This is a genomic window from Sphingobium sp., assembly GCF_041987595.1.
Taxonomy (GTDB): Bacteria; Pseudomonadota; Alphaproteobacteria; order Sphingomonadales; family Sphingomonadaceae; genus Sphingobium.
In genome coordinates, this window is record NZ_JBHIWJ010000035.1 from 1 (window position 1) to 22,469 (window position 22,469).

Sequence of the window (22,469 nt, forward strand, 5' to 3'; positions counted from 1 at the left end):
GTCCGTCCAATCTCCGCCAAGCATGCTCAAGCTTCACGATTTTTGCAACAGAGCCACACCGGCCAGCAGCGCCTCGCGCACGGCCGCTTCCACCGCTTCCAGCCCGTCGTCGAGCACAGTCGCCAACACCCGCACGAACCGCCGGTCGGCATCATCACCGGCGCCGAGCTTACGCCGCAGTCGTGACAGCGCGGGCGGCAACTCCCAGTCCTGAAACGGCGCGCCGTTGCGCAGGGCGCCCGGCTTGGTCACCAGCACCGGCAGATAGTGCCACGGGTCGTAGATGGTCCGGTCGCGCCCGAAGAACCGGGGATGGTCGGCGACGACTTCACCGTCGCAGCGCACGACAATGCGGTCGGCATAGGCGCGGACCTGCACCGTCCGGCGCACCGCTTTGGCGGAGACGGAGTAGCGGTTGCGGTCGAAGCTTATCAGGCACGTGCCGCTCACCGCGTGCTCGCTCTCGTGGAAGCCGTCGAAGGGCGCGACGACCGGCTGGAGCACGCCACGCTCGGCAGCCCATGCCTGGGCCACCGTCAACTCCTTCTGCTCGGGATGCTGGTGCATGTTCGCCTTTGCCATGGCCTTGCGGCTCGCTCCGCTGTTTCCGCGCTTTCTGGTGATGGTTTGGGGCGTCGATCTGCTGGCGCAGCTGATTATTGCCAGGCTGATTGCCGACGTAGCCAATGTTCCGAGCGGCGTGGATGCCGCGTTGCTCGATATGCTGACGGGCAATGTGAAGAAGGTCCTCATCAGCGCGGCAATATGGTTGCCCTATCTGCTGTTGTCGGATCGGGTTAACGTTACCTTCCGTCATCGCGTGAGCGTCCATTGATGCAACCATTCCAGTTCCCCATGGGACGGGCGCAAACTGGTTAATTTTCCTGAATTTGGCGCGACGAGTCGCAGGCGATTCGCGGTGAGCCGTGTGTCGGCCCACCTCTCGCCGCCGAAGTCGCCACCCCGTCGCGTTCCGAATAGCCTAGTACCAAGGTACTAGCTTTTGAGCCATTTGCGGTTCCTCAGGATCACTAATTTATGAAATAAGTGCCGATTGCTTTGTAAGATAACCTTATATGATTTATAGTAAAAAATATAGTTTATCTTTCTAAAGTAGATATTATACTTTTAAAATATAGGAAGTTAACAAATATAATTCGTAATATAGCGTAGTATAATTTGTGATATTCCGAAGACATATATCCAAAGATATATTTAGGAAACACTATAATTTACTTAAGGCAATGAATCGGGTTTACGGAAATGGTTAATAAAAATTTGCAATAAGCCATTGTGAAATATAGATATTTTTTACCATGTTGACTTGTGTTGGCTTTGGTTCAACTTGATCCCAAGTTCTACGGAAACTGCCAACTGCCTGGCGACTGGAGGATACCAGCGCCGGGGTCGCGAGGTGGACAGGCCCCTGCCGTAGAACTGAGCAAGAGCACTGGGAATTGCTCCCAGCTACTAGGGGTGAAAGATATGATCTTTATGAAAAGCCTGTGGGCTGACGAGAGCGGTGCGTCGGCGGCCGAATATGCTTTGATCCTGGCAATCGTCGGGACCGGTATTGCGCTTGCCGCCTGGAACCTGGGCGGCGCGATCAAGAATTCGATGGGCAGTGCGACCAACTGTATCGCCAAAGTCGGCACGGGTAATTCTCCGGGTGCGAACTGCTAAAGCGTTGGGGTAGGAGGGAAAGAAATGACATTCTTCAAGAAGCTGTGGGCTGACGAGAGCGGTGCGTCGGCGGCCGAATATGCTTTGATCCTGGCGATTGTCGGGACCGGCATTGCGCTTGCCGCCTGGAACCTGGGCGGCGCGATCAAGAATTCGATGGGTAGCGCAACCAATTGTATCGCAAATGTTGGCACGGGCAACACACCGTCCTGCTAATTGCTAATCGCGAAAAAAGGGAAAGCCGGTTGCCTGACCGGCTTTCCCAAAAACTCAATTCCGGGGGGAGTTGACGTGGGGCAGCGCAGATCTCTCATCATTCTCGGCTTCGCAATCCTGCTTGGATTGGCAGCCGTTTTCATCGCCAATACCTATCTGACCAGCGCCGAAAAGGTGCAACAGGCAGATGGGGGCACCGCGAAGGTCGTCGTTGCGACCGTAGCCCTGCCCTTTGGAGCGACAGTAACGCCTGAAAAGATCCGGGTACTCGACTGGCCTGCCAGCTCGGTGCCGCCAGGCGCCTTCCGCGATCCCATACAATTGACCTCCCTCGGCAAGAGCCGCGTCGTCCTGCGCCAGATCGAGCCGGGCGAGCCAATCCTGGCGTCGAAGCTTTCCGGTGAAGGCGGGCGGGCGACGATGTCGGCGGTGCTCTCTCCGGAAATGCGTGCCGTTGCCGTGAGAGTTAGTGATGTGGCCGCCGCGGGCGGCTTTGTGCTTCCCGGCGATACCGTCGACGTCTTCGTGACCCGCACATTGCAGGATCCGGTGGCCGGCAGTCAGCAGATCACCGATGTTCTCCTGCAAGGGACGCGGGTGATCGCCATCGACCAGAATGCGAACGATAACTCCAAGGACCCGGCCGTGGGCCGGACCGCCACTCTGGAGGTCAATCAGGTCGACGCGCAAAAACTGGTGTTGGGTCAACAGGTCGGCCAGTTGACGCTGGTCCTGCGCAACCTCACCGACAAGCCCAATCCGGCGGTGCAGACCGTTGGCATCGAGGATCTGCGCGACGGCGCCTATGTGGGCGGCTTTGCCGGGCCTCGCGCCCGCGTGGCCGACATCGCCTATCTGCCGCCGCGTCCCGCATCGGCGCTCCGCCCTGCGCGTCGCACTGTGCCGAAGAACGCCAACGCCCTGCCATCAACCGCATCGGTCGAGATCGTGCGCGGCACGACCGGCACCAGCTATGAGGTGAAGCGCTATGGTTCCCGCTAACTCCCTGCCGAGGATGGCGTTTTTCCTGGCGCTGGGCGCCGGCGTGTCGCTCCTGCCGATGCAGGTGCAGGCTCAGATCGCCTCGCTCAACGTCAGCAACGCCCATCATGCCGGTCAACTCGACGTGCCGCTCAACAAGAGTCAGGTGCTGACCGTCGATCGGCCCTTTTCCAAGGCTTTGGTCGGCAATCAGGAAATTGCCGACATCCTGCCCATGACCAATCGATCGGTCTATGTGCTGGGCAAGAAGATGGGCACGACCAGCCTGACGCTCTACGACAACCGCAACATGATGATCGCGGTGGTCGACGTGGCCGTCGGTCCGGATGTGGTCACGCTGAAGCGGCAATTGTCGGAATTGTTGCCCGGCCAGTCGGTCGGAGCGCGCATTTCCAATGACGCGGTGGTGTTGACTGGAACCGTCTCCAGCGCCGCAGCGGTCGACCGTGCGGTTCAGATCGCGAAGACCTATGCAGGCGACAAGGTCGTCAACATGCTCTCGGTCGGCGCGGCGCAGCAGGTGATGCTGGAAGTGCGCTTTTCCGAAATGACGCGCAGCGCCGCCAAGCAATTCGGTATCAACACGGCTTTTCTATCCGACAGCGGCAAGGTGGTCGGCGGCATAGGCAACGCTGCACAGTCCTCCGCTATCCTGTCTGACGGCAATGGACGGCCCATAGTTGATCTGAGCAAGATACTCGACAGTTTCGGTATCGGGGCGGCGAATTATTCGGTGGGCAGCCTCAATCTGACCACCGCGCTGGATGCGCTGGAACGCAAGGGCGTCGTGACCACGCTGGCTGAACCGACGCTGGTGGCGCTCTCGGGCGAAACGGCGTCCTTCCTGGCGGGCGGCGAGTTTCCGATCCCGGTGTCGCAAAGCAATGGCGGCACAGGTGGCGCCAACGGCGGCAATGCCATAACCATCGAGTTCAAGCCCTTCGGCGTCAGCCTCGGCTTCACGCCCACGGTGCTGGATGACGGGATCATCAATTTGCAGGTCGAACCAGAGGTCAGCTCGATCGATCCTTCCGCATCGGTGACGGTGAACGGCCTTACCATTCCGGGTCTGCAAACCCGCCGTGCCAGTACCACTCTGGAACTGCGCGATGGGCAGTCTTTCGCTCTGGCAGGCCTGTTGCGCAAAGATTTTCAGGATACGGTGCGGCAATTTCCGATTTTGGGTTCGATCCCCATCATTGGTGCGCTGTTCCGGTCGAGCGGTTTTCAGAAAAGCGAGAGCGAACTGGTGATCATCGTGACGCCGCGTCTCGTGAAGCCGATGCGGGCCGAAGATGTCCGTCTTCCCACCGACAGGGTCAAGCCGCCGAATGAGCTGGACCTGTTCCTGATGGGCCGGACCGACAAGGCGGTGGGCATCAATCCGCTCGATCCTGACGCCATGCCGCCTGAAGCGCCCAAAAATGCGCCCGCGCCGGTCAAGGAAGCGCCCGCTTCGGGCAAGGCGCCAAGCGGATATGAGCTGTGAGCGGGAGACTGACCATGCGGAGAATATTTATTGGTTCGGCCCTGCTGCTGCCAATGCTGGCCGGCTGCACGGCGAACGACCCGACCTTCGGCGGCGCGGTGCGCAGCAATTATGCGATGCAGGTGATCAATCCTGATCCGCATTATGAAGGCACGTTGGTCGAGGGCGGCAATGGGCAGACCTCAGCGGCTGCGGTGGAGCGCTATCGCACTGACAAGGTGAAGAAGGCGCAAACGATCCGCACCACCAGCGGCGTAAGCGGCTCCAGCGGCGGCGCCAACTGATCGAGCGGAGGAGAAGCGATCCCATGCCCGACCTTCGGAAAGCCCTGTTGCAGTCGACCAGCGGTGCAGTGGCGCCCACGGTTGCGCTGTCGCTTTTCGGGCTCGTCGCGGCGGGGGGGATCGCTTTCGATTATGCGCGCATGGCGAGCCTCGATTCCGAGTTGCAGAACGCGGCCGATCAGGCCGCTCTTGCAGCAGCGACGCAGCTGGATGGAAAGACGGACGCTTGCAGCCGCGCTGCGAGTGCAGCGAGCGCCTTGATCCGTAATGATACGCGGTTCGCCAATGATGGCGGCGGCTATGCCGTCACCATCGCGAATGAGGCGACCTGCGATCGCACCGGCTTCATCAAATTCTACAAAAACAAGGACCGCAGCGACACCGGTGCGCTGACCGACGCGGACGTCAATTTCGTGGAGGTGACGGTTAATTCGCGTTCAGCATTTTTTGCGTTGACGCCGATCGTGGCAGTCCTTTCCTCTGGCCCCTTGTCAGCAAAGGCTTATGCGGGCGTGGGCGGAGCAATTTGCAAGGTTCCTCCAGTCATGATGTGCAACCCGGCTGAAGGAACAGGGCAGGACTTCCCTCTCAGCACTGATATTGGCAAGGGGATCCGGCTCGTCGCAGGCGGCAGCGGCGGCGCATGGGGGCCGGGGAATTTCGGCTATCTCGAAACAAATCTCGGTTCAGGTGCAAATGTTCTTGAAACGGCACTGGGCGCGAACGTTCCCGGTGGTGATTGCATCAGCGCCGATGAGGTGACGACAAAACCCGGTCTGTCCGTTTCGGTGACCGACGCGGTCAATACGCGCTTCGATATCTATGAAAATGGTCTGGTCAATTATTGCGCCAGCGGTACGGGGAATTGCAGTCCGGCACTTAACACTCGCAAAGATGTGGTTCGGCCGGATATATCGAGCAACGGCAACGGCAACGGCAACGGCAACGGCAATGGCAATGGCAATGGCAATGCAGCCCTAAATTGCGCCGTCGGGAATGGTACGGATCCCTGGAAGTTGCCCTCGGTGCAATATCTGCCCGATCCAGTGTCGCGGGTGTCGACCACGCCGACCAACATGGGCTTTCCCAGGGACATATGTCATTCCGTCAGTTCCACCGGTGATTGCGCGGCTGGCCGCATAGGTGACGGGCTTTGGGATCGTGCACTATATTTCCAGATCAACCATCCTGGAATATCACCCGCAACCGTGGCCAGTTGGGCTGGCAAAAGCGGTATCAGCACTTTGACGCGCTATGATGTCTATCGTTGGGAAATTGCAACATCGGGTGCTCTGGCTCCAAAGTCGGCGGAATCCGTTTCTCAGGGCAATGGAAATGGCAACACGACAAATTATTATTCCTATTCCGCCCCGGTTTGTGCCGCCGGTATGGCGCCAAGCGCGCAGGTTCGAGATCGCCGGATATTGTCCGTTGCGGTCGTGAACTGTGCTGCAGAGGGCATTCAGGGGCAGACCAAGAATGTCCATGTAGAAAAATTTGTCGACGTTTTTCTGGTAGAGCCTTCCTTGACCAGAAGTCGCACGAACAAAGCCGACATCTATGTTGAAATTAAGGGAGAAGCGGAACCGTTGAGTGAAACTGGCGCAGCCCAAGCATTTCTTCGCAACGTTCCGTATCTGATCGAGTAATACAATGGTTTGATCGATCCTATCACATCTTATTCGCGATAACGAAGCGGCTGCAGCTGCGGAAATGGCGCTGGTGACGCCAATTTTGATCATCTTGATGTTTGGCTCATTCGAATTGGGTAATTATTTCCTCAGTGAGCATGTAGTCGCGAAAGCTGTAAGAGATGGCGCGCGCTATGCTTCGCGACAGCCTTTTACCAACTTTACATGTCCCAACAGCGTCAATAGTAGTGTAGTGACGAACACGCAGAATTTGACGCGTACCGGGCAAGTAACAAGTGGTGGAACGGCACGGCTGGTAGGGTGGACGACGCCCACAACCGTGTCGGTGACCATGAGTTGCACGGCAATTACTGGCGGTAATTATTCGGGCATATATAAGGGTATGTCGAATGTTCCCAAGGTAAAAGTATCCGCGATAGTGCCATATAGATCGCTATTCTATGTTCTCGGTTTTACGAGGTCGTCGCCACAACTTGTGTCTGAATCCGAAGCCACGGTGCAGGGGCTATGATGCGTTGGCTCGCCCGCCTTGGCCGTGACACCCATGCTGCGTCGGCTGCGGAGTTTGCGTTGGTCTTGCCACTGCTGCTGATCTTTCTGCTCGGTATCATTGATGTTGGCCGTCTCATGTGGACGTGGAACCGAGCCGAAAAGGCGACCCAGATGGGTGTGCGCTATGCTGTGGCGACGGACATGGTTCCCAATGGTCTTGCCACCTACAGTTTCGTCAACGGGTCGACGATTACGCAAGGCGACCCCATTCCGCAGTCATCCTTCGGTGGAGCGTCGTGCATCATCAATGCGGGCGCGGTAAGCTGTTCGTGCAAGACGGGCGCGACCTGTCCCAGTCCGCTGGTCAGCAGCAGTGCGAATGCGCTGACGGCGTTCAATGGAATCGTCAACCGAATGCGCCTGTTCATGCCCGAAATCGCCTCGACCAATGTGACCGTCGACTATGATTATTCGGGTCTGGGTTATGCAGGCGATCCCAACGGGTCCGACGTTTCGCCATTGGTCAAGGTGTCGCTGAAACAGCTGACCTTCCGGCCAATGCTTTTAATGCTTTTCAGGGGCACCATCACTCTACCCAGCTTCAGCGCCGCTCTCACCATGGAAGACGGCCAGGGTACGGTGGCAAATTGAGGGACAAGATAGTGGGCATCGTGACAAACGCAGCGGAACCCGCCGAAAGCTGGACCCTCAATATCGGGGATGAGGGACTGCACCTCATTCTGTCAGAGCAGGAGGTGCAGGCATCCGACATATTGGGAGATCGGCTGACCGGCCAGTCTCTGGCCCTTTCCATGCTGGCTCCGAGCGCGCCCGTGCCGGCTCAACTCGCGGCAGAGGCCAAGGCGATCATCATTGAGGTCCAGCCCGACAGCGAAGCCTCCATGGTTCGGCTTGCCGGGCTACGGGCGGACCATCCCAAGCTGATGCTGGTGGCGGCCGTGCGCGATGCGCAGATCCCGGTGGTTCGCGCTCTGCTGCGCAGCGGGATCAACGACGTCATCGAACTGCCGCTGCGCGCCGATGACCTTGCGGCCATATTGGACGATCTGCGCAGCCGTATCGCGGCCAGCCGTCAGGACGATGTCAGGACTGGTCAACTCGTCTCGATCATCAAGAGCGTCGGCGGCGTCGGCGCGACGACCATCGCGACGCAGGCGGCCAGCCTTCATGCCCGATCCGTCAAGCAGAAGGGCGGCGAAGTCTGTCTGTTCGACTTCGACATCCAGTTCGGCAATGCGGGCACGTTCCTTGGCATTTCATCGCCGCTGACGTTGGCGGACCTGTTGATGGGCGGAAACCGGGTCGACAATGAACTGTTGCGTACGGTGACGGTGGAGACGTCGACCGGTCTTCGCGTGGTGACGGCGCCCCCGGAGATCATGCCGATCGAGGCGGTGAACGCCGATCAGATCTTCCGCATCGTGGAACTGGCGCAGCGCAATTTCGACACGGTCTATCTCGACCTGCCGGGCAACTGGACCAACTGGTCGATGTCGCTTGTGGCGCGGTCGCAGGTCGTGTTTCTCGTATGCGAACTCACGATCGCCAGTCTGCGGCAGGCGCGCCGACAGATTGCGCTGCTGCGCGATCAGGATATCGATCCGGCCCGCATCCATGTGATCGCCAACCGCGTGGAGAAGAAATTCTTCCGCGCCATCGGGCTGGAGGATGCGGCGGCGGCGCTGGATCATCCCGTCAAACTCAGCATTGCCAATGATTTTCCGCTGGTCAGCTCCGCGCTCGATCAGGGCGTGCTGATACAGGAACTCAAGGCGCGCAGTCGCATCTGCAAGGATTTGCAGGATATCGTCGATTGCTGCGTGCAGACGGCTGAGGCCGAACGTCAGGCGGAGAAGGGCTGATGTGGCAGATCCGAAAAGGGGAGCGGGGCGATAGCCGCGATGAGGTGGGGCCAACCGAGACGGAGTTGGTCCACTGGGAAGAGGACCGGCACACCGAGCTGAAGGTCGCGCTGCACCAGAAGCTGATCGACATCATCAACCTGTCCGCGCTTGAAACCATGTCGCGGCCGCAGGTGGAAGTCGAGGTAGGCGAGATCGTCCATGAGCAACTGGCGCTTCAGAAACATGCGCTCAATCTGGAAGAGCGGCGGCGGCTGGTTTCGGACATATTGGATGAATTGCTCGGCCTTGGCCCGCTTGAGCCGTTGCTGAAGGACCATAGCATCACCGACATATTGGTGAATGGTCACAAGGTCGTCTTCGTGGAGCGAAACGGCCGGCTGGTGGAAACCGCGACCCGGTTCAAGGATGAGAAGCATCTGCTGCGCATCATCCAGAAGATCGTGGCCGCGGTCGGGCGGCGGATCGACGAAGCCTCGCCCTTTGTCGACGCCCGCCTGGCCGACGGTTCCCGCGTCAATGCGGTGGTTCCGCCGCTGGCGATCGACGGTTCGCTGCTTTCCATCCGCAAATTCGCCAAGGTGCCGATCAGCATGGCGCGGCTCACCGAACTGGGGAGCGTTCCCGCGCCCATGGCGCAGGTGCTTTCGGCGGTGGTGGAGGCGCGACGGAACGTGTTGATCTCCGGCGGCACGGGTTCGGGCAAAACGACGCTGCTCAACGCCATGTCGGCGGCCATCGACGAGCATGAGCGCATCGTCACCATCGAAGATTCCGCTGAACTTCAATTGCAGCAGCGCCATGTCGCGCGGCTGGAAACCCGCCCGGCCAATATCGAGGGCAGGGGTGAAGTCACCCAGCGCGACTTGGTGAAAAATGCCCTGCGTATGCGGCCAGACCGGATCATCGTGGGCGAAGTTCGCGCCGGGGAGGCGTTCGACATGCTCCAGGCGATGAACACCGGCCATGACGGATCGATGACCACGGTTCACGCCAACACGCCGCGCGATGCGCTGTCCCGTGTCGAACAGATGATCGGCATGAGCGGCATCGACATTTCGCCCCGGTCGGCGCGGGCGCAGATCGCCTCTGCGCTGAACGTGATCGTGCAGGTGGGGCGTCTGGCCGATGGTCGCCGCCGTCTTCTCAGCCTGTCGGAGATCACCGGCATGGAAGGAGAGGTAATCACCATGCAGGAAATCTTCCGCTTCAAGATGACGGGGCGCGATGAAAACAACATGGTCCGGGGCCATTTCGAGGCGACGGGCATTCGTCCGAAATTCATGGGCGAACTTGCTGACCGGGGCATTACGCTTTCGGCCGAACTTTTCCGTCCAGATGCGGTGATCCACTGATGAACCCGCTTTACATCCGCGTCTTCGTCCTTGTCCTGCTGTTCGCGGCGGTGCTGCTGACGATCGAGGGCATTTCCAGCTGGCTGCGTGCCCGCGCCACTACCGATCGCGTGGTCAACCGGCGGCTGAAGATGATTGCGGCGGGCTTCGAGCGCAGCACGGTCCTCTCCAAGCTCCGGCGGAGCGATGAGGCGGTGAGCTTCGACCGGTCCAGCCTGTTCGGGCGGGCGGGGCTGGCGGTGATGCGCGTGCTGCATGGTGCCGGGCTGACCTTTCCCGCGCGCACCGTGCTGACGATCATGCTGATCGCGGCTGCCGCCTTGTTTCTGCTGGTGATGGTGGGGGGCATGGCGGCGGGCTATGCACTGACGGCGGGCATGATCGTGATGGCGTTGGCCTTCGCCGGCGCGCTGGGCATCATGCTGCCGATGATGGTGCTGGCCCGGCTGGCGCAGCGGCGACGCAAGAAGATGGAAGAGCAGTTTCCCGTCGCGCTGGACACGTTCGTTCGAGGTCTGCGCGCGGGGCATCCGATCGCTGCGGCGCTCGATCTGCTGACGAAGGAGATGCGCGATCCGATCGGCAGCGAATTCGGCATCGTGGTCGACGAAGTCACCTACGGCGCTGATCTTCGCGATGCGCTCCAGCGGATGGCCGAACGCTGGGATATGAATGAGATGCACATGTTTGTGATTTCCCTCTCGGTGCAGAGCGAGACGGGCGGCAATCTGGCGGAAATCCTCGAAAATCTGTCGACCGTCATCCGGGAACGGGCCAGCCTTTTCATGAAGGTGCGCGCGCTGAGTTCTGAAGGGAGGATGACGGCCGTGATGTTGACGGCGTTGCCGATCCTGACCTTTTGCGGTCTGTTTCTCGTCAATCCGGCCTTCTATCTGGATATTGCGCAGGACAGCATGTTCATCGTCGGCTTTATCGGTCTGATCCTGCTCTACATGGTCGGTTTCATAACCATACGTCGCATGGTCGACCTGAAGGTGTGATGCTATGTTGAATTCGGCACTCCTGATACAGTTGCGGCCTTTCATCCTCGGGTTGCTGTTCATCGCCATCGTGGCGCTGGTATTCGGCCTGTCGGAGGTCGTTTTGCGCAACGCGCGGGTACGAAGCCGGCTCGATCTGGTCGGGGAAGGCGGCAACGCGGCCCAGACGGGCAGCCAGACGCTGCGCGGCGAACGCAACAGCAGTGAGTGGAAAAAGCTGATCGACCGGATCGAGAAGATGGGCATCTCGCTGGTCGACACCAATAATGTCACGCTGCGCCGACGGTTGGTCGCGGCAGGCTATCTGTCTCCGGACGCGCCGAAATTCTTCACCTTCATCCGGCTTGTCCTGACCTTTGCCCTGCCTGCTGTCTTCGTCCTCACTTCGCTCGGCAATCCGGATCCGCCGACTCCGCTCACGCTCTATCTGGTCGCGTCAGTGCTGGCCATAGCCGGACTCTACATGCCTAACCTCTATATTTCGGCGAAGGCGTCGCGGCGTCAGGAAGCGATCGTCCACGGCTTTCCCGATGCGCTGGACCTGATGCTGGTCTGCGTCGAGGCCGGGTTGGGACTGGAAGCGGCGATGGATCGGGTTGGCCGGGAACTGGTGACCTCTCACCCTCTCGTTTCGGCGGCACTTGGCAAGGTGGTGCTGGAACTGCGCGCGGGGCGCAGCCGGCAGGACGCCTTGCGTCGCATGGCCGATGAGGTCGATGTGGATGAGATCCGTTCCTTTGCCACGCTGTTGATCCAGTCCGATCAGCTTGGGTCGAGCGTCGGACAGACATTGCGGGTCTATGCCGCGGAAATGCGCGAAAAGCGCCGGATGCGGGCGGAGGAAAAGGCGCATCGGTTGCCGGTGCTGCTGTCGGTCCCGCTTGTCGCCTGCATGCTGCCGGTGATGATCGGGGTGTTGATGCTGCCCGCAGTGGTCCGGGTGGTGCGGGAAATCCTGCCGGTGATGAGCCACTAGGAAGAGGGAGGGGGGAGCATGAAGAAAAAGCTGCTGGCAGTGACTCTCGCAGTTGCGGTGACGGCGTGCAGCGCACCCCAAAAGGGCGTCCTGTCCATCAGGTCCGTCAATCAACAATCTGATGGTCCCGCGCAGGATGCGCTGGCCCGAGGCGACCTGCTGTTTTCACGTGGGGAATATGCGCTGGCGCTGGATGCTTTTCGTCGCGCGGTTCGCAACGAACCTGCCGACGCGCGCGGTCTGAATGGGGTTGCGATCAGCTATGCGGCGATGGGGCGGCATGATCTTGCGAGGGAATTTTTTGAACTGGCACTGGCGCGATCGCCTGAGGACGCCCGCATCGCCCGTAATTTTGCGCGTAGCCTGACGGCGCAAGGGCTGAAGGGTGAGGCGGATGCGCTGTTGGCACAGGCGGGCGCCGTGCCGACCGACCTCGCGATCGCGGCGCGTCCGACATTGGCGCAACTGGCCTCAGTCGCCCCGGTTGCCGCCGCCCTTCGTCCAGTGCAACTGACTGCTGTGGAGCTGGAACGGGTTTCGCTCGGCGAAGTGCGGTTGAGGACGATGGACAGGGCAATGCCCATCGAGCCGCAATTGAAAACGCGAATCGTGACTGTTGTCGGTGCCCCGGCAGGGCCGGAGTTGGAAGCGCCAATCATCACCGTTGGCGGAACCGGGTCGTCGGCGACGCCGCTTGCCAGTTTGGACGCAGGTTCCGCCGTTCCGCCGACCCTGCAACTGCAATCCGATACTCAGGCTCATGATGGCCTGTTCGAGCGTCTCTGGAAAAGCATCATGCGTCCGTCGGGACGAAAGGCTGCGCGGGGATGATGTGGGCGCTGCTGTTGGCGGCGGCCACACCGCCCGCAGGGGCGCCGCCGCTCGTGACGTCTGCGCCGACGCTGGACTATGGCCGGCTGGTGGATGAGGCCATAGACGGTGGCCGGATCATTCAGGCGGATGCCATGCTGACCCAGTGGCGCATGCAATCACAGGCAGGTGAGGTTCAGCCCATAGAGATCGCGACAGCCCGCATGGCGCTGGAAAAACGGCGTGATGAAGAGGCGTTGACGCGGTTCGCGGCGCTCCGTCAGGGCGGCCTCAGCGATTGCCGGGTTGATGAGGGGCAGGGTATCGCGCTGGTGCGGCTTGGTCGGTCGCCAGAGGCGCTCGATCCGCTGCATCATGCCGTCGGCGCCTGCGCCGATCGCTGGCGGGCCTGGAACGCGCTGGCGGTCGCCTATGACGATGTGCGTTCCTGGGCGCTGAGTGCCGCAGCCTATGAGCGCGCATTTCAACTGACGAACAAACCTGCCCAGATCCTCAACAATTACGGCCTGTCGCTGCTCAAGCAGGGGCAGGCGGCCAAAGCGGCGATCATCTTCGACAGGGCGCGCGAATTAATGCCTGATGATGCGCGGATCATCGCCAATGGCGATAGGGCCTATGTCATGGCGGGGCAGGAAATCCGCCGCCGCCCGATCGACACCGCTGATGAATGGGCGCGGCGGCTCAACAATGCGGGGCAAGTGGCGATACGGATCGGCGACTTGCCGCTGGCGCAGGCCTATCTCAGTCGCGCCGTCACGGAAGGGGACAGCTTCGTGCCGGATGCGGAGGCCGCTCTTGCGGCCATGGAACCCGCTCGGCCCTGATGCAGGAATTGTCATGATAAAGGACCTGATTCTCCTCGCCGTCTCCTTCGTCCTGATCGCTGCTGCCATGGAGGATATGGCACGGCTGCGGATATCCAATATTTTTCCCATGCTGGTCATGGGGCTGTATGCCGTTTGGGTCGCTGTGGCGGGATGGGAAAGCGGCATCTGGCATAATGGCGTCGTTTTTCTGGGAGTGTTCGCTCTGGGGTGCGGCCTGTTCGCCCTGCGCTGGATGGGCGGCGGCGACGTCAAGCTGATGGCTGCCTGCGCGCTGTGGTTTGACTGGCTGGGGGCCGTTCCCTGGTTCATCTACATCACGGTGGGGGGTGGCCTGCTGGCGCTCGTCATCATGGCGGGCCGGCGGTTGGTGCCGCAGACGGCGCGCGCCAACAGCTCCCTTGCCATCTTCGCTGCGAAGGGGCCTATCCCCTATGGCGTGGCCATCGCGCTGGGCACGATCATGGCGCTTTATCTGACAGGTCCCAATCCCAGCGGAATGGCGCGCCTTCCGGATTTCGTGCGCGCGCTCTGAGTCTTTGACCGATCAAGGCCGTCAGGACTCTGAATGCCGGTCCATTGGTCTGCCCGCCTTCAATGCTCCATGCCGACGGCGGGCATGTCGCTGTCCATCGACATCATCATGATGATCAGTTCGGAACGCGACTTGATGCTGAGCTTCTGGAAGATGCTGTGCAGATGCACCTTGACCGTCCCTTCGGTCAGGCCGCAGCGCGAGGCGATTTCCCGGTTGCGCAGGCCAGCGCGGATCAGGCCCGCAATTTCCAGCTCGCGCTCCGTCAGCACGTTCAGCACATTGGCTTCGCTGGCGGGAGCCGAAATGCTGTGCACCAGCGCCTGCTCCATGACGAAGGGCGCGATGCTCTTGTTGCCGCTCATCACCTGTTGAATGCAGCTCAACAGTTCGTTGGGATCGCTGTCCTTCAGAACGACGCCATCGACGCCCAGCTTGATTGCCTCCAGCGTCTGTTCCGGGCGGATATGCACGGTCATGAAGATCACCGGCACCGTGCTGCCGCTGTTGCGGATGGCGGACAGGATGGCCAGGCCGCCGCCGCTCTTCATGCTGACGTCCAGAATCAGCAGGTCGGGTTCGCCAGACTTCATCCGTTCCAGCGCTTCCTCCACAGACTTGGCGCAGAATAATATGTCATGGCCATGCGAGTTCAGGAACTGCGCCATGCCATCCAGGAAGATCGGATGATCGTCGACAATCGCAATCTGGGCCATCATATCGGAGACCTTGGTAAAGAGGAGGGTAGTCTGATCGAGATGAGTGAATTCATGCTTAAATTGTGAAAATACGCTGTTCCGCCGATCTTGCCCAGCCGCTTCATGATCGATTGGGACTGGAGTTCGAAGTCGCCGTTATAGCTTTCGCATGCCTTTGCTTCCGTGCCGGGATTATCCTTCAGCGCGATCAATATTTCGTCATCGGCCTTAGCGATCGATACGGTGATATGGCGGGCATTGGCATGTTTGACGGCATTTGCGGTGGCTTCGCGTATCAGGAATTCCACCTCCGCCGCCGTTTCGGCGGATACGATAATGGGGCGGTCGACGGGGTTGAGACGACATTCGATCGTCCATTGCAGCGCGATGAAGCGGCAGCAGCGCTCGACCTCGCGGATCAGGTCGACCGCGCTGCCGGAAGGGCTGTTGTGCCGTTGACTGAGCAGGCGGCGCAGATGGGCCTGTTCCGACGTGACCAGTTCTTCCATCGATTTGAGTTCGGCCAGCTGATCGGGGACGTTCGCTTCCGACAGGCCATGGATCGCTGTGACGAGCCGGACGCGCAACGCTGCCAGCGTCTGCAACACACTGTCGTGCAGGTCGCGGCTCAGCGCCTGACGGGCTTCGGCAAAGGTGCGCTGGCGCCAGGCCAGAAAGAAGAAATGGCGCTCCAGAAACAGGTCGACCCCCTCCTGGATACGCAGGCAGCGCAACAGCAGCGCCGGCGACCAGCCATGGCTGGTGCCGATGAATATCCGCCCCCTCAACTCGCCCGCCTGCACGAAGAAGCTCGCGCCCTGACCGGCGCCGAACACATCCACGATGGCGTCGCTCACGTCGGGCGCGCGTTCGTTGCGCAATATTCCGATGCGGCCGCGCAGCAGAAGGCGGGGCGACTGGGTCGAATAGAGGAAGGGCGCCTCACGCGGCTGGACGCCCAGCAGACTGTCGATCTGCTTTTGCGGCAGTGTCACCTGCCGCAGGCCGCTGCCGTCGATCAGGTCGCAATGGATGACCTCATCCTCCATCGTTTCCCAGACGAAGGCGCAATAGCGCGAGTTCATGAGGTGCGAGATCTGCTCGACCAGAAACTGGGCCAGCGATTTCTGGAAGGAGAGGCCGACGCCTTGCAGCCGCTCCGTCCAGCTGATCAGCCGTTGTTCCAGAATGGACATGCTGAGCATCGAAGCTGCGATCAGGCAGCCGATCACGATGGTCAGGCTGTCGATCGCCCGGCCGACGTCCGGCGTCCGCGGACCCGGAGTCCAGACCTCATAATAGCCCCGCGCCATGAAGGCGAAGATCAGGCAGAAGCCGATGACGATGATCGCGCTGCGGCCGAAACGGTCGGAGGCGGACCATGCCACGAAGAAAAGACATCCCAGCGCCGCGATCTGCAACGGTTCGCACAGCACGATGACGGTCAGGAAGGCGATCAGGTCGAAGATCAGCGAAACCGGCCGCAGCAGCAGGCCCAGCGGCGGCGTCAGCGAATTCAGCACGATGCTGATCGCCGTCCAGGTCCATATGCCTGCTTTCAGAAGCAGCACGGTCTGGGCGAAATCGCCTTCATTGCCGAACATGGCGTTGATCTGCCAGGTGGCGGCAGCGGAAAAGGCGACGCGGGATATGGCAAAACCCAGCGTCGGCGATCGTCCCAACCAAAGCACCAGGCGATCCATCAGAGAGGATGACGCCAAGGGCGTGTGATACATGGCGAATTTTGTCCCCCGACAAGTCCCCACACAATTTGTGCGCATGGACGGCCGGGAAAAGCAACCGATATCGCAGGCTTGGGCGGCTGTCCGAAGCGATTTTGCGCCATTTCCGGACAAATGACGAATGCTTTTGATGCGAATGGCCATGGATGGCGCGACGGGTCATGGATCGGTAAAGGATGCTGCATGGCAACGCTGATCTCTCCGGCCATTGTGTGCGCGCTGAGGGCGCATGGCGAGCATGGCGCCATCGCCCGGCTGATGACCCCCGATCATGGCCTGCTGGCGGGCTATGTGCGGGGCGGGCGTTCGCGTGCGCTGCGCCCGGTGCTGCTGCCCGGCAACGCAGTGAAGGCGGAGTTCCGCGCCCGGACGGAGGAACAATTGGCGGGTCTCACCGTCGAGCTGGACCATAGCCGGGCGCCCCTGCTGGCGGAGCCATTGCCTGCCGCGGCCATTGACTGGGTCTGCGCGCTGACCGCCGTCGCTTTGCCGGAAGGGGTGCCCGCTCCGGCGCTGTATCAGGCGCTGGACGGTGTGCTGGGCGCGGTGGAGGCGGCGCCTGCCGCGCGGGGATGGGCGGTGGCGCTCGTCCGCTATGAACTGCTGTTGCTGGCCGAGCTGGGCTTCGGGCTGGATCTCGCCCGTTGCGCGGCGACGGGCGGGGCGGACGACCTCGTCTTCGTCAGTCCGCGCAGCGCGGCCGCGGTCAGCCGCGCCGGAGCTATGGGCTATGAGGATCGCCTGCTGCCCTTGCCTGCCTTTCTGCTGGAGGGCGGTTCGGGGGACTGGCCCTCGATACTCGATGGCTTGCGGCTCACCGGCTTTTTTCTCGAACGGTCGGTTCTGACCGATTGGCGGGCCGATGTGCTGGCTTCACGGGAAAGGCTGGTTGATCGGCTCGCAAGAGTGGTCGCCTAAAAGCTTGCGCTGGCGGCGGGGGCTTCATAAGGGGCGGCCACGACAGTGAAGGAGTTGCCCCATGTTGATCGCCCTGTTCCCCGGAGATGGTATCGGTCCCGAAATCGTCGCTCAGGCGAAGCGCGTACTCGACGCCATGGCAATTCCCGGCCTGACATATGAGGAAGGGCTGGTCGGCGGCGCTGCCTACAAGGCGGTCGGCCATCCGCTGCCGCCGGAGACGCTGGAGCTGGCCAAGCGGGCCGATGCGATCCTGTTCGGTGCGGTCGGCGATCCCGATTGCGACTCGCTGGAACGGCATTTGCGGCCCGAGCAGGCCATATTGGGGCTGCGCAAGGCGCTGGGCCTGTTCTCCAACCTGCGCCCCGCCAAGGTCTTCCCGGAACTGGCTGACGCATCCGCGCTCAAGAGGGAGGTGGCGAGCGCCATCGACCTGCTGATCGTGCGCGAAACCAATGGCGACGTCTATTTCGGCGAAAAGGGCATGCGCAAGACGCCGGAAGGCCTGCGCGAAGGCTATGACATCATGTCTTATAATGAGGAGCAGGTGCGCAAGATCGCGCATCAGGGCTTCCAGGCCGCCCGCGCCCGGCGGGGCAAGCTCTGTTCGGTGGACAAGGCCAATGTGCTGGAAACCAGCCAGCTGTGGCGCGACGTGGTGATCGAGGTGTCGGCGGATTATCCCGACGTCGCTCTCAGCCACATGTATGTCGACAACGCCGCGATGCAGCTGGTGCGCGATCCCGGCCAGTTCGACGTCATCGTCACCGGCAACATGTTCGGTGACATCCTCTCCGATCAGGCGAGCATGTGCGTGGGATCGATCGGCATGCTGGCGTCGGCCACGCTCAACGACAGCAATCAGGGCCTTTACGAGCCGATCCATGGTTCCGCTCCCGATATTGCCGGGCAGGGCAAGGCCAATCCACTGGCAACGGTCCTGTCGGCGGGGATGATGCTGCGCTACTCGCTGGGCATGCCGGAACAGGCCGATCGTATCGAGGCCGCCGTCGCCAGGGCGCTGGCCGACGGTGCGCGCAGCTTCGATCTGGGCGGCACGATGAGCACGGTCGAAATGGGCGACGCGGTGCTCGCGGCGCTCAACTGAGGAATTTATTGCGAGGATTTGGGCGATGAAGCGCAGGAGCGGGCAGAACCCGGAGATCACCAAGAACTGGCGTCCGGCCACATTGGCGGTGCGCGGCGGCAGTGCGCGCAGCGAATGGGGGGAAACCTCCGAAGCGCTGTTCCTGACCAGCGGCTACAGCTACGACCGTGCGGAAGATGCCGCGATGCGCTTTGCGGGCGAGCAGCAGGGCATGACCTACAGCCGCCTCCAGAACCCGACCGTGGAGATGCTGGAAAAGCGCATCGCCTTGCTGGAGGGCGCGGAGGCCTGTCGTTCGACGGCAACCGGCATGGCGGCGATGACGGCGGCTCTGCTCTGTCAGCTTTCGGCGGGCGATCATGTGGTGGCGGGCAAGGCACTGTTCGGCTCCTGCCGGTGGCTGACCGATACGCTGCTGCCCAGGTTCGGCATCGAAACGACCACGGTCGACGCGACCGACAATGCAGCGTGGGAAGCGGCGATCCGCCCCAATACAAAGGTCTTCTTCTTCGAGACGCCGGCCAACCCCACCATGGACGTGGCGGACATGGCGGCGATCTGCGGCATTGCGAAGGCGCATGGCATCACCAGCGTCGTGGACAATGCCTTCGCGACGCCCGCGCTCCAGCGGCCGATGGAATTCGGCGCGGATGTGGTGGCCTATAGTGCGACCAAGATGATGGACGGGCAGGGTCGTGTCCTCGCTGGGGCGATCTGCGGCACGGAAGAATTCATCATCAACACGCTGCTGCCCTTCCACCGCAACACCGGGCCGACGCTCAGTGCCTTCAATGCCTGGGTGGTGTTGAAGGGGCTGGAGACGCTGGACCTGCGCATCCGCCGCCAGAGCGAGAATGCGCTGAAGGTTGCGAAATTCCTGGAGGGCCGCGTGGCGAAGGTCCTCTATCCGGGTCTGGAAAGTCATCCGCAGCATGCGCTCGCCATGCGGCAGATGGCGATGGCCGGTCCCATTTTTTCGCTCTATGTCGGTGGCGGCCGGGCGGAGGCGCACGGCCTGCTCAACGGGCTGGAACTGGTCGACATCAGCAACAATATCGGCGACTCCCGCTCGCTGATGACGCATCCTGCCTCCACCACCCATTATGGAATGGCGGAAGCGGCGCGGCTGGAGGTCGGCATTACCGAAGACATGCTGCGTCTTAATGTGGGCCTTGAAGACCCGAATGACGTGATCGAGGATCTGGATCGCGCTCTGAAGTCGATAGGGCGTTGACGGGGCAGGGGAGAAAGGCGCATTTCTTTGTCTGTGAACGCACTTTTTCCCTTCCACGCGACCACGCGCGACATCAACGTGCATGTGGCCGTCACCTTCCTGCCCGAACAGTCGGAGCCGGACCGGGGCCGATGGTTCTGGGCCTACCATATCCGCATAGAGAATGACGGGTCCCAGCCGGTGCAACTGCTGACCCGTCACTGGATCATTACCGATGGGCGGGGCACGCAGCATCGGGTCGACGGAGATGGCGTGGTCGGAGAACAGCCAGTGGTGCAGCCGGGCAAAAGCTACGACTATGTGTCGGGCTGCCCGCTCAATACGCCGACGGGATCGATGAAGGGCCATTATCACATGATCGGCGCCAGCGGCGAGACGTTCGACATCGCCATTCCCCATTTTGCGCTGATCGCACCGGCGGTGGCTGAATGAAGCGCACCCATTTGCCGCTGAACGGCCTGCGCGTGCTGGATGCGGCCGCGCGGCATCTTTCCTTCACCCGCGCCGCGGACGAGCTGGCGGTAACGCCGGCCGCCGTGGGCCAGCAGATCAGGGCGCTCGAAGATCTGCTCGGCGTCGTCCTTTTCCGACGCACGCCCAAGGGGCTGGAACTGACCCCTGAAACCGAAGCAGGGCTGGTCGCTCTGCGCGCGGGCTTTCTCGAATTTGAGGAGGCGGTGCGCGCCATGCAGGCGGGGCAGTCCAGTTCCTCGCTGACCATTGCCGCGCCGCGCGATATCACCGCCAAATGGCTCCAGCCGCGTCTGGCGGGCTATGCCGCCAGCCAGCCCGATCTCAAATTCGCTCTGGTGGCGGCAGACGAGACCTTGGATTTTACCGAGGCTAATCTCGATCTCGCCCTGCGTCTGGCGGAGGGGCCGGGCGAGAATGAAGGCGTCAAGCTGGGTGGGGCGGCCTTTGTGACGGTCGAGGGAGCCGCAGGCGGTCCCGATCATCGCATAGAATGGCCCGGCTGTCCCAAGGGGGATGCGATCGCGACCATTCGCGTCGCCGATGCCGGGTTGGCCATCGATGCGGCTGCGAACGGTTTTGGGCGGGCCTGTGTCCCGTTGCTGCTGGCTCAGGCCGATATTGCGGCTGGCCGGGTACGGCAAATCGGCGATCCGGCGCCGTCACCGCTTGCCTATTGGCTGATCGCACCCCTGCCGCAATGGCGCCAGAAAAAGGTGAAGGCGCTCATTGAAGCGCTGACGCGCTGACAGTTCGGCGGTTTCCTGCTTTTTCTTAACCTGTCGCGGAATAATGTCGTGCAGGATTGGCTGCGCGGGGGGAGGGCGGCATGACCTTGGGCTGCAGGAGGATCGGCAAGTTGCGAGTGGCGCTGCTGCTTTGCCTGGCGGCGCCCCTGCGGGCACAGGCGCCCTATGTTCCGGATGTGACCGAAGCGCGAGAAAAGGAATGGCGCAGGCTCGCCGCGGCATCGCAGACGGCCTATTCGGCAGGTCAGGCAGCGGACGGAATGGCAACGGCGCGCAAGGCGCTGGGGCTGGCCGATGAGCTGTTTGGGGAGGATGATCCGCGTTCGCTGATTTCGGCCAATGACCTGGCGCTGCAACTGGAGTCGGCCGGTCATTTCCGGGAAGCGGAAAGCCTCTTCCGCCGCGTTTTCGACAGCTATTCGCGCACACGGGGCGATGACGATCCCAACACGCAGCTCGCGCTCGAGAATCTCGTCGACTTCTACATTGCGCGAAAGCGCTATGACGCGGCGGCGCCTTTGGCTGACTATGCGCTCGGCAGCTTCCGCAGGACTACAGGGGCGGCCAGCCCGCGCAGCCAGAGGATGGCGCAGATCATCGCGGCCATGCCCACCTTGGCTGATCCGTCATCGCCAGCGCAGGACATGCCCCCCTTGCTGGACCATTCGTCGCGGAATGTTGCGGCGCCGGCCGCCGATGCTGTGGAAAAGATGCCGGAAAATGCCGGGTCCGATCAGCGGTAAATCCGTCCCTGATCCCTGATTTCTGCCCCTTGTCGCACGGTATCGAGCGAAATTAACCTAAGATATAAGTCATCGGGCCAATTGTGAAAATGATTGGTATCGCTATTCCTGATTCCCGTCGGAGGGGGGTTGATTTTCCATAGCTTATCGCCAGTCACAGGCCGACTGGAGGAAGCCGGGGAAAGGCAGGCACGGCTCCGAATGATAAGCCTATGGGTCGCATTCCGGCGGGCGGCTGGCTGAACAGGCCAGTCGCCCGTTTTCATTTCCATCCGATCAGATCGCGCAAAAGCGGGAGCCTGCGAAGAAAGGGCGAGGTGCCCTTGTTCAGCAGCGCAATCATGGATCTGCTGCCGGGGCTTCTCCCGCATGTTTCGTCCCTCCGGACATATTCTGTGTTCCGAGTCGTCCGAGTCGCTAATGTTGTAAGCCTTGAGTGTTAACCATGACCGGATCCCGCCATAGGCGCGTGGATATAGATAAAACAAAAAATCTATATCTTTGGTAATAATCCTAAAGTCATTTTTTGGCTCTTACCGCGTTAAAATGGTTAACAAAAGTTGAATCTGCGTGACTCGTTTTA

The 22,469-nt window shown here is 61.2% G+C and carries 24 protein-coding genes and 1 pseudogene; 22 read left to right on the forward strand and 3 right to left on the reverse strand.

Annotation, left to right across the window (positions count from 1 at the left end):
- Positions 1–57: 57 nt before the first annotated feature.
- Positions 58–573, reverse strand: a pseudogene (locus tag ACFC3J_RS10980) (IS21 family transposase); the annotation flags it as partial.
- Between the two features lie 7 nt (positions 574–580).
- Here ACFC3J_RS10980 and ACFC3J_RS10985 point away from each other — a divergent pair.
- From ACFC3J_RS10985 to ACFC3J_RS11060, 16 genes are all read left to right on the forward strand, one after another.
- Complete coding sequence (locus ACFC3J_RS10985; RefSeq protein WP_375196236.1) at positions 581–835, forward strand: DUF2569 family protein; 255 nt, start codon at positions 581–583, stop codon at positions 833–835.
- Between the two features lie 650 nt (positions 836–1,485).
- The gene (locus ACFC3J_RS10990; protein ID WP_375196208.1) at positions 1,486–1,683 is read left to right on the forward strand and encodes a Flp family type IVb pilin; all 198 of its coding nucleotides are present in this window, start codon (positions 1,486–1,488) and stop codon (positions 1,681–1,683) included.
- Positions 1,684–1,707: 24 nt separating this feature from the next.
- Positions 1,708–1,899 (forward strand): Flp family type IVb pilin, encoded by a 192-nt coding sequence (locus tag ACFC3J_RS10995; protein ID WP_375196209.1) that lies wholly within the window; start codon positions 1,708–1,710, stop codon positions 1,897–1,899.
- Between the two features lie 75 nt (positions 1,900–1,974).
- Positions 1,975–2,901, forward strand: coding sequence for a Flp pilus assembly protein CpaB (gene cpaB, locus ACFC3J_RS11000; RefSeq protein WP_375196210.1), 927 nt, complete (start codon positions 1,975–1,977; stop codon positions 2,899–2,901).
- Between the two features lie 13 nt (positions 2,902–2,914).
- Positions 2,915–4,390, forward strand: a complete 1,476-nt coding sequence (locus tag ACFC3J_RS11005) for a type II and III secretion system protein family protein (protein WP_375196211.1) — start codon at positions 2,915–2,917, stop codon at positions 4,388–4,390.
- Between the two features lie 14 nt (positions 4,391–4,404).
- Complete coding sequence (locus ACFC3J_RS11010) at positions 4,405–4,674, forward strand: hypothetical protein (RefSeq protein ID WP_375196212.1); 270 nt, start codon at positions 4,405–4,407, stop codon at positions 4,672–4,674.
- 23 nt (positions 4,675–4,697) lie between these two features.
- Positions 4,698–6,323 carry a pilus assembly protein TadG-related protein gene (locus ACFC3J_RS11015; RefSeq protein ID WP_375196213.1) on the forward strand — a complete coding sequence of 542 codons (1,626 nt, stop codon included), beginning with the start codon at positions 4,698–4,700 and terminating at the stop codon, positions 6,321–6,323.
- Positions 6,324–6,354: 31 nt separating this feature from the next.
- The gene (locus tag ACFC3J_RS11020; RefSeq protein WP_375196237.1) at positions 6,355–6,837 is read left to right on the forward strand and encodes a TadE/TadG family type IV pilus assembly protein; all 483 of its coding nucleotides are present in this window, start codon (positions 6,355–6,357) and stop codon (positions 6,835–6,837) included.
- Positions 6,834–7,469, forward strand: a complete 636-nt coding sequence (locus ACFC3J_RS11025) for a TadE/TadG family type IV pilus assembly protein (RefSeq protein ID WP_375196214.1) — start codon at positions 6,834–6,836, stop codon at positions 7,467–7,469. Before ACFC3J_RS11020 ends, ACFC3J_RS11025 begins: the two co-directional genes overlap by 4 nt.
- A gap of 20 nt (positions 7,470–7,489) precedes the next feature.
- Positions 7,490–8,701: a CpaE family protein gene (locus ACFC3J_RS11030; RefSeq protein WP_375196215.1), complete on the forward strand. Its 1,212-nt coding sequence runs from the start codon at positions 7,490–7,492 to the stop codon at positions 8,699–8,701.
- Positions 8,701–10,056: a CpaF family protein gene (locus ACFC3J_RS11035; protein WP_375196216.1), complete on the forward strand. Its 1,356-nt coding sequence runs from the start codon at positions 8,701–8,703 to the stop codon at positions 10,054–10,056. The genes ACFC3J_RS11030 and ACFC3J_RS11035 overlap by 1 nt, the downstream gene beginning before the upstream one ends.
- The gene (locus tag ACFC3J_RS11040; RefSeq protein ID WP_375196217.1) at positions 10,056–11,057 is read left to right on the forward strand and encodes a type II secretion system F family protein; all 1,002 of its coding nucleotides are present in this window, start codon (positions 10,056–10,058) and stop codon (positions 11,055–11,057) included. The genes ACFC3J_RS11035 and ACFC3J_RS11040 overlap by 1 nt, the downstream gene beginning before the upstream one ends.
- 4 nt (positions 11,058–11,061) lie before the next feature.
- Complete coding sequence (locus ACFC3J_RS11045; RefSeq protein WP_375196218.1) at positions 11,062–12,033, forward strand: type II secretion system F family protein; 972 nt, start codon at positions 11,062–11,064, stop codon at positions 12,031–12,033.
- Between the two features lie 18 nt (positions 12,034–12,051).
- Complete coding sequence (locus ACFC3J_RS11050; protein ID WP_375196219.1) at positions 12,052–12,864, forward strand: tetratricopeptide repeat protein; 813 nt, start codon at positions 12,052–12,054, stop codon at positions 12,862–12,864.
- Positions 12,861–13,688, forward strand: coding sequence for a hypothetical protein (locus ACFC3J_RS11055; protein WP_375196220.1), 828 nt, complete (start codon positions 12,861–12,863; stop codon positions 13,686–13,688). Before ACFC3J_RS11050 ends, ACFC3J_RS11055 begins: the two co-directional genes overlap by 4 nt.
- A gap of 13 nt (positions 13,689–13,701) precedes the next feature.
- On the forward strand, positions 13,702–14,223 hold the full coding sequence (locus tag ACFC3J_RS11060) for a prepilin peptidase (RefSeq protein WP_375196221.1): 522 nt from the start codon (positions 13,702–13,704) through the stop codon (positions 14,221–14,223).
- Positions 14,224–14,282: 59 nt separating this feature from the next.
- On the opposite strand, the gene ACFC3J_RS11065 is transcribed toward ACFC3J_RS11060, so the two are convergent.
- Together ACFC3J_RS11065 and ACFC3J_RS11070 are read right to left on the reverse strand one after the other, a co-directional pair.
- On the reverse strand, positions 14,283–14,942 hold the full coding sequence (locus ACFC3J_RS11065) for a response regulator (protein ID WP_375196222.1): 660 nt from the start codon (positions 14,940–14,942) through the stop codon (positions 14,283–14,285).
- A complete protein-coding gene (locus ACFC3J_RS11070) occupies positions 14,939–16,624 on the reverse strand; it encodes a sensor histidine kinase (RefSeq protein WP_375196223.1) in 1,686 nt (561 codons plus the stop codon). Before ACFC3J_RS11070 ends, ACFC3J_RS11065 begins: the two co-directional genes overlap by 4 nt.
- Before the next feature lie 222 nt (positions 16,625–16,846).
- On the opposite strand from ACFC3J_RS11070, the gene recO reads away from it, so the two are divergent.
- The 6 genes from recO (at position 16,847) to ACFC3J_RS11100 (ending at position 21,886) form a co-directional block, all read left to right on the forward strand.
- Entirely contained in the window at positions 16,847–17,581 is a 735-nt protein-coding gene (recO, locus tag ACFC3J_RS11075; protein WP_375196224.1) for a DNA repair protein RecO, read from the forward strand.
- Positions 17,582–17,642: 61 nt separating this feature from the next.
- Positions 17,643–18,689, forward strand: coding sequence for a 3-isopropylmalate dehydrogenase (leuB, locus tag ACFC3J_RS11080; protein WP_375196225.1), 1,047 nt, complete (start codon positions 17,643–17,645; stop codon positions 18,687–18,689).
- A 25-nt stretch (positions 18,690–18,714) separates the two neighbouring features.
- Positions 18,715–19,923 carry a trans-sulfuration enzyme family protein gene (locus ACFC3J_RS11085; protein WP_375196226.1) on the forward strand — a complete coding sequence of 403 codons (1,209 nt, stop codon included), beginning with the start codon at positions 18,715–18,717 and terminating at the stop codon, positions 19,921–19,923.
- A 33-nt stretch (positions 19,924–19,956) separates the two neighbouring features.
- Complete coding sequence (gene apaG / locus ACFC3J_RS11090; RefSeq protein WP_375196227.1) at positions 19,957–20,355, forward strand: Co2+/Mg2+ efflux protein ApaG; 399 nt, start codon at positions 19,957–19,959, stop codon at positions 20,353–20,355.
- Positions 20,352–21,143 carry a LysR family transcriptional regulator gene (locus ACFC3J_RS11095; protein WP_375196228.1) on the forward strand — a complete coding sequence of 264 codons (792 nt, stop codon included), beginning with the start codon at positions 20,352–20,354 and terminating at the stop codon, positions 21,141–21,143. Before apaG ends, ACFC3J_RS11095 begins: the two co-directional genes overlap by 4 nt.
- Before the next feature lie 80 nt (positions 21,144–21,223).
- Positions 21,224–21,886 carry a tetratricopeptide repeat protein gene (locus tag ACFC3J_RS11100; RefSeq protein WP_375196229.1) on the forward strand — a complete coding sequence of 221 codons (663 nt, stop codon included), beginning with the start codon at positions 21,224–21,226 and terminating at the stop codon, positions 21,884–21,886.
- The last annotated feature ends 583 nt before the right edge of the window (positions 21,887–22,469 follow it).

What these genes read in the sequence shown, in the direction of transcription:
- leuB (WP_375196225.1), top strand. Translation starts at nt 17,643, where the DNA reads ATGTTGATCGCCCTGTTCCCCGGAGATGGTATCGGTCCCGAAATCGTC.
- ACFC3J_RS11055 (WP_375196220.1), top strand. Translation starts at nt 12,861, where the DNA reads ATGATGTGGGCGCTGCTGTTGGCGGCGGCCACACCGCCCGCAGGGGCG.
- ACFC3J_RS11050 (WP_375196219.1), top strand. Translation starts at nt 12,052, where the DNA reads ATGAAGAAAAAGCTGCTGGCAGTGACTCTCGCAGTTGCGGTGACGGCG.
- ACFC3J_RS11035 (WP_375196216.1), top strand. Translation starts at nt 8,701, where the DNA reads ATGTGGCAGATCCGAAAAGGGGAGCGGGGCGATAGCCGCGATGAGGTG.
- ACFC3J_RS10990 (WP_375196208.1), top strand. Translation starts at nt 1,486, where the DNA reads ATGATCTTTATGAAAAGCCTGTGGGCTGACGAGAGCGGTGCGTCGGCG.
- ACFC3J_RS11060 (WP_375196221.1), top strand. Translation starts at nt 13,702, where the DNA reads ATGATAAAGGACCTGATTCTCCTCGCCGTCTCCTTCGTCCTGATCGCT.
- ACFC3J_RS10995 (WP_375196209.1), top strand. Translation starts at nt 1,708, where the DNA reads ATGACATTCTTCAAGAAGCTGTGGGCTGACGAGAGCGGTGCGTCGGCG.
- ACFC3J_RS10985 (WP_375196236.1), top strand. Translation starts at nt 581, where the DNA reads ATGGCCTTGCGGCTCGCTCCGCTGTTTCCGCGCTTTCTGGTGATGGTT.
- ACFC3J_RS11095 (WP_375196228.1), top strand. Translation starts at nt 20,352, where the DNA reads ATGAAGCGCACCCATTTGCCGCTGAACGGCCTGCGCGTGCTGGATGCG.
- ACFC3J_RS11085 (WP_375196226.1), top strand. Translation starts at nt 18,715, where the DNA reads ATGAAGCGCAGGAGCGGGCAGAACCCGGAGATCACCAAGAACTGGCGT.
- ACFC3J_RS11070 (WP_375196223.1), bottom strand. Translation starts at nt 16,624, where the DNA reads ATGGATCGCCTGGTGCTTTGGTTGGGACGATCGCCGACGCTGGGTTTT.
- recO (WP_375196224.1), top strand. Translation starts at nt 16,847, where the DNA reads ATGGCAACGCTGATCTCTCCGGCCATTGTGTGCGCGCTGAGGGCGCAT.
- ACFC3J_RS11025 (WP_375196214.1), top strand. Translation starts at nt 6,834, where the DNA reads ATGATGCGTTGGCTCGCCCGCCTTGGCCGTGACACCCATGCTGCGTCG.
- ACFC3J_RS11010 (WP_375196212.1), top strand. Translation starts at nt 4,405, where the DNA reads ATGCGGAGAATATTTATTGGTTCGGCCCTGCTGCTGCCAATGCTGGCC.
- ACFC3J_RS11040 (WP_375196217.1), top strand. Translation starts at nt 10,056, where the DNA reads ATGAACCCGCTTTACATCCGCGTCTTCGTCCTTGTCCTGCTGTTCGCG.
- ACFC3J_RS11015 (WP_375196213.1), top strand. Translation starts at nt 4,698, where the DNA reads ATGCCCGACCTTCGGAAAGCCCTGTTGCAGTCGACCAGCGGTGCAGTG.
- ACFC3J_RS11065 (WP_375196222.1), bottom strand. Translation starts at nt 14,942, where the DNA reads ATGATGGCCCAGATTGCGATTGTCGACGATCATCCGATCTTCCTGGAT.
- ACFC3J_RS11005 (WP_375196211.1), top strand. Translation starts at nt 2,915, where the DNA reads ATGGCGTTTTTCCTGGCGCTGGGCGCCGGCGTGTCGCTCCTGCCGATG.
- ACFC3J_RS11100 (WP_375196229.1), top strand. Translation starts at nt 21,224, where the DNA reads ATGACCTTGGGCTGCAGGAGGATCGGCAAGTTGCGAGTGGCGCTGCTG.
- ACFC3J_RS11045 (WP_375196218.1), top strand. Translation starts at nt 11,062, where the DNA reads ATGTTGAATTCGGCACTCCTGATACAGTTGCGGCCTTTCATCCTCGGG.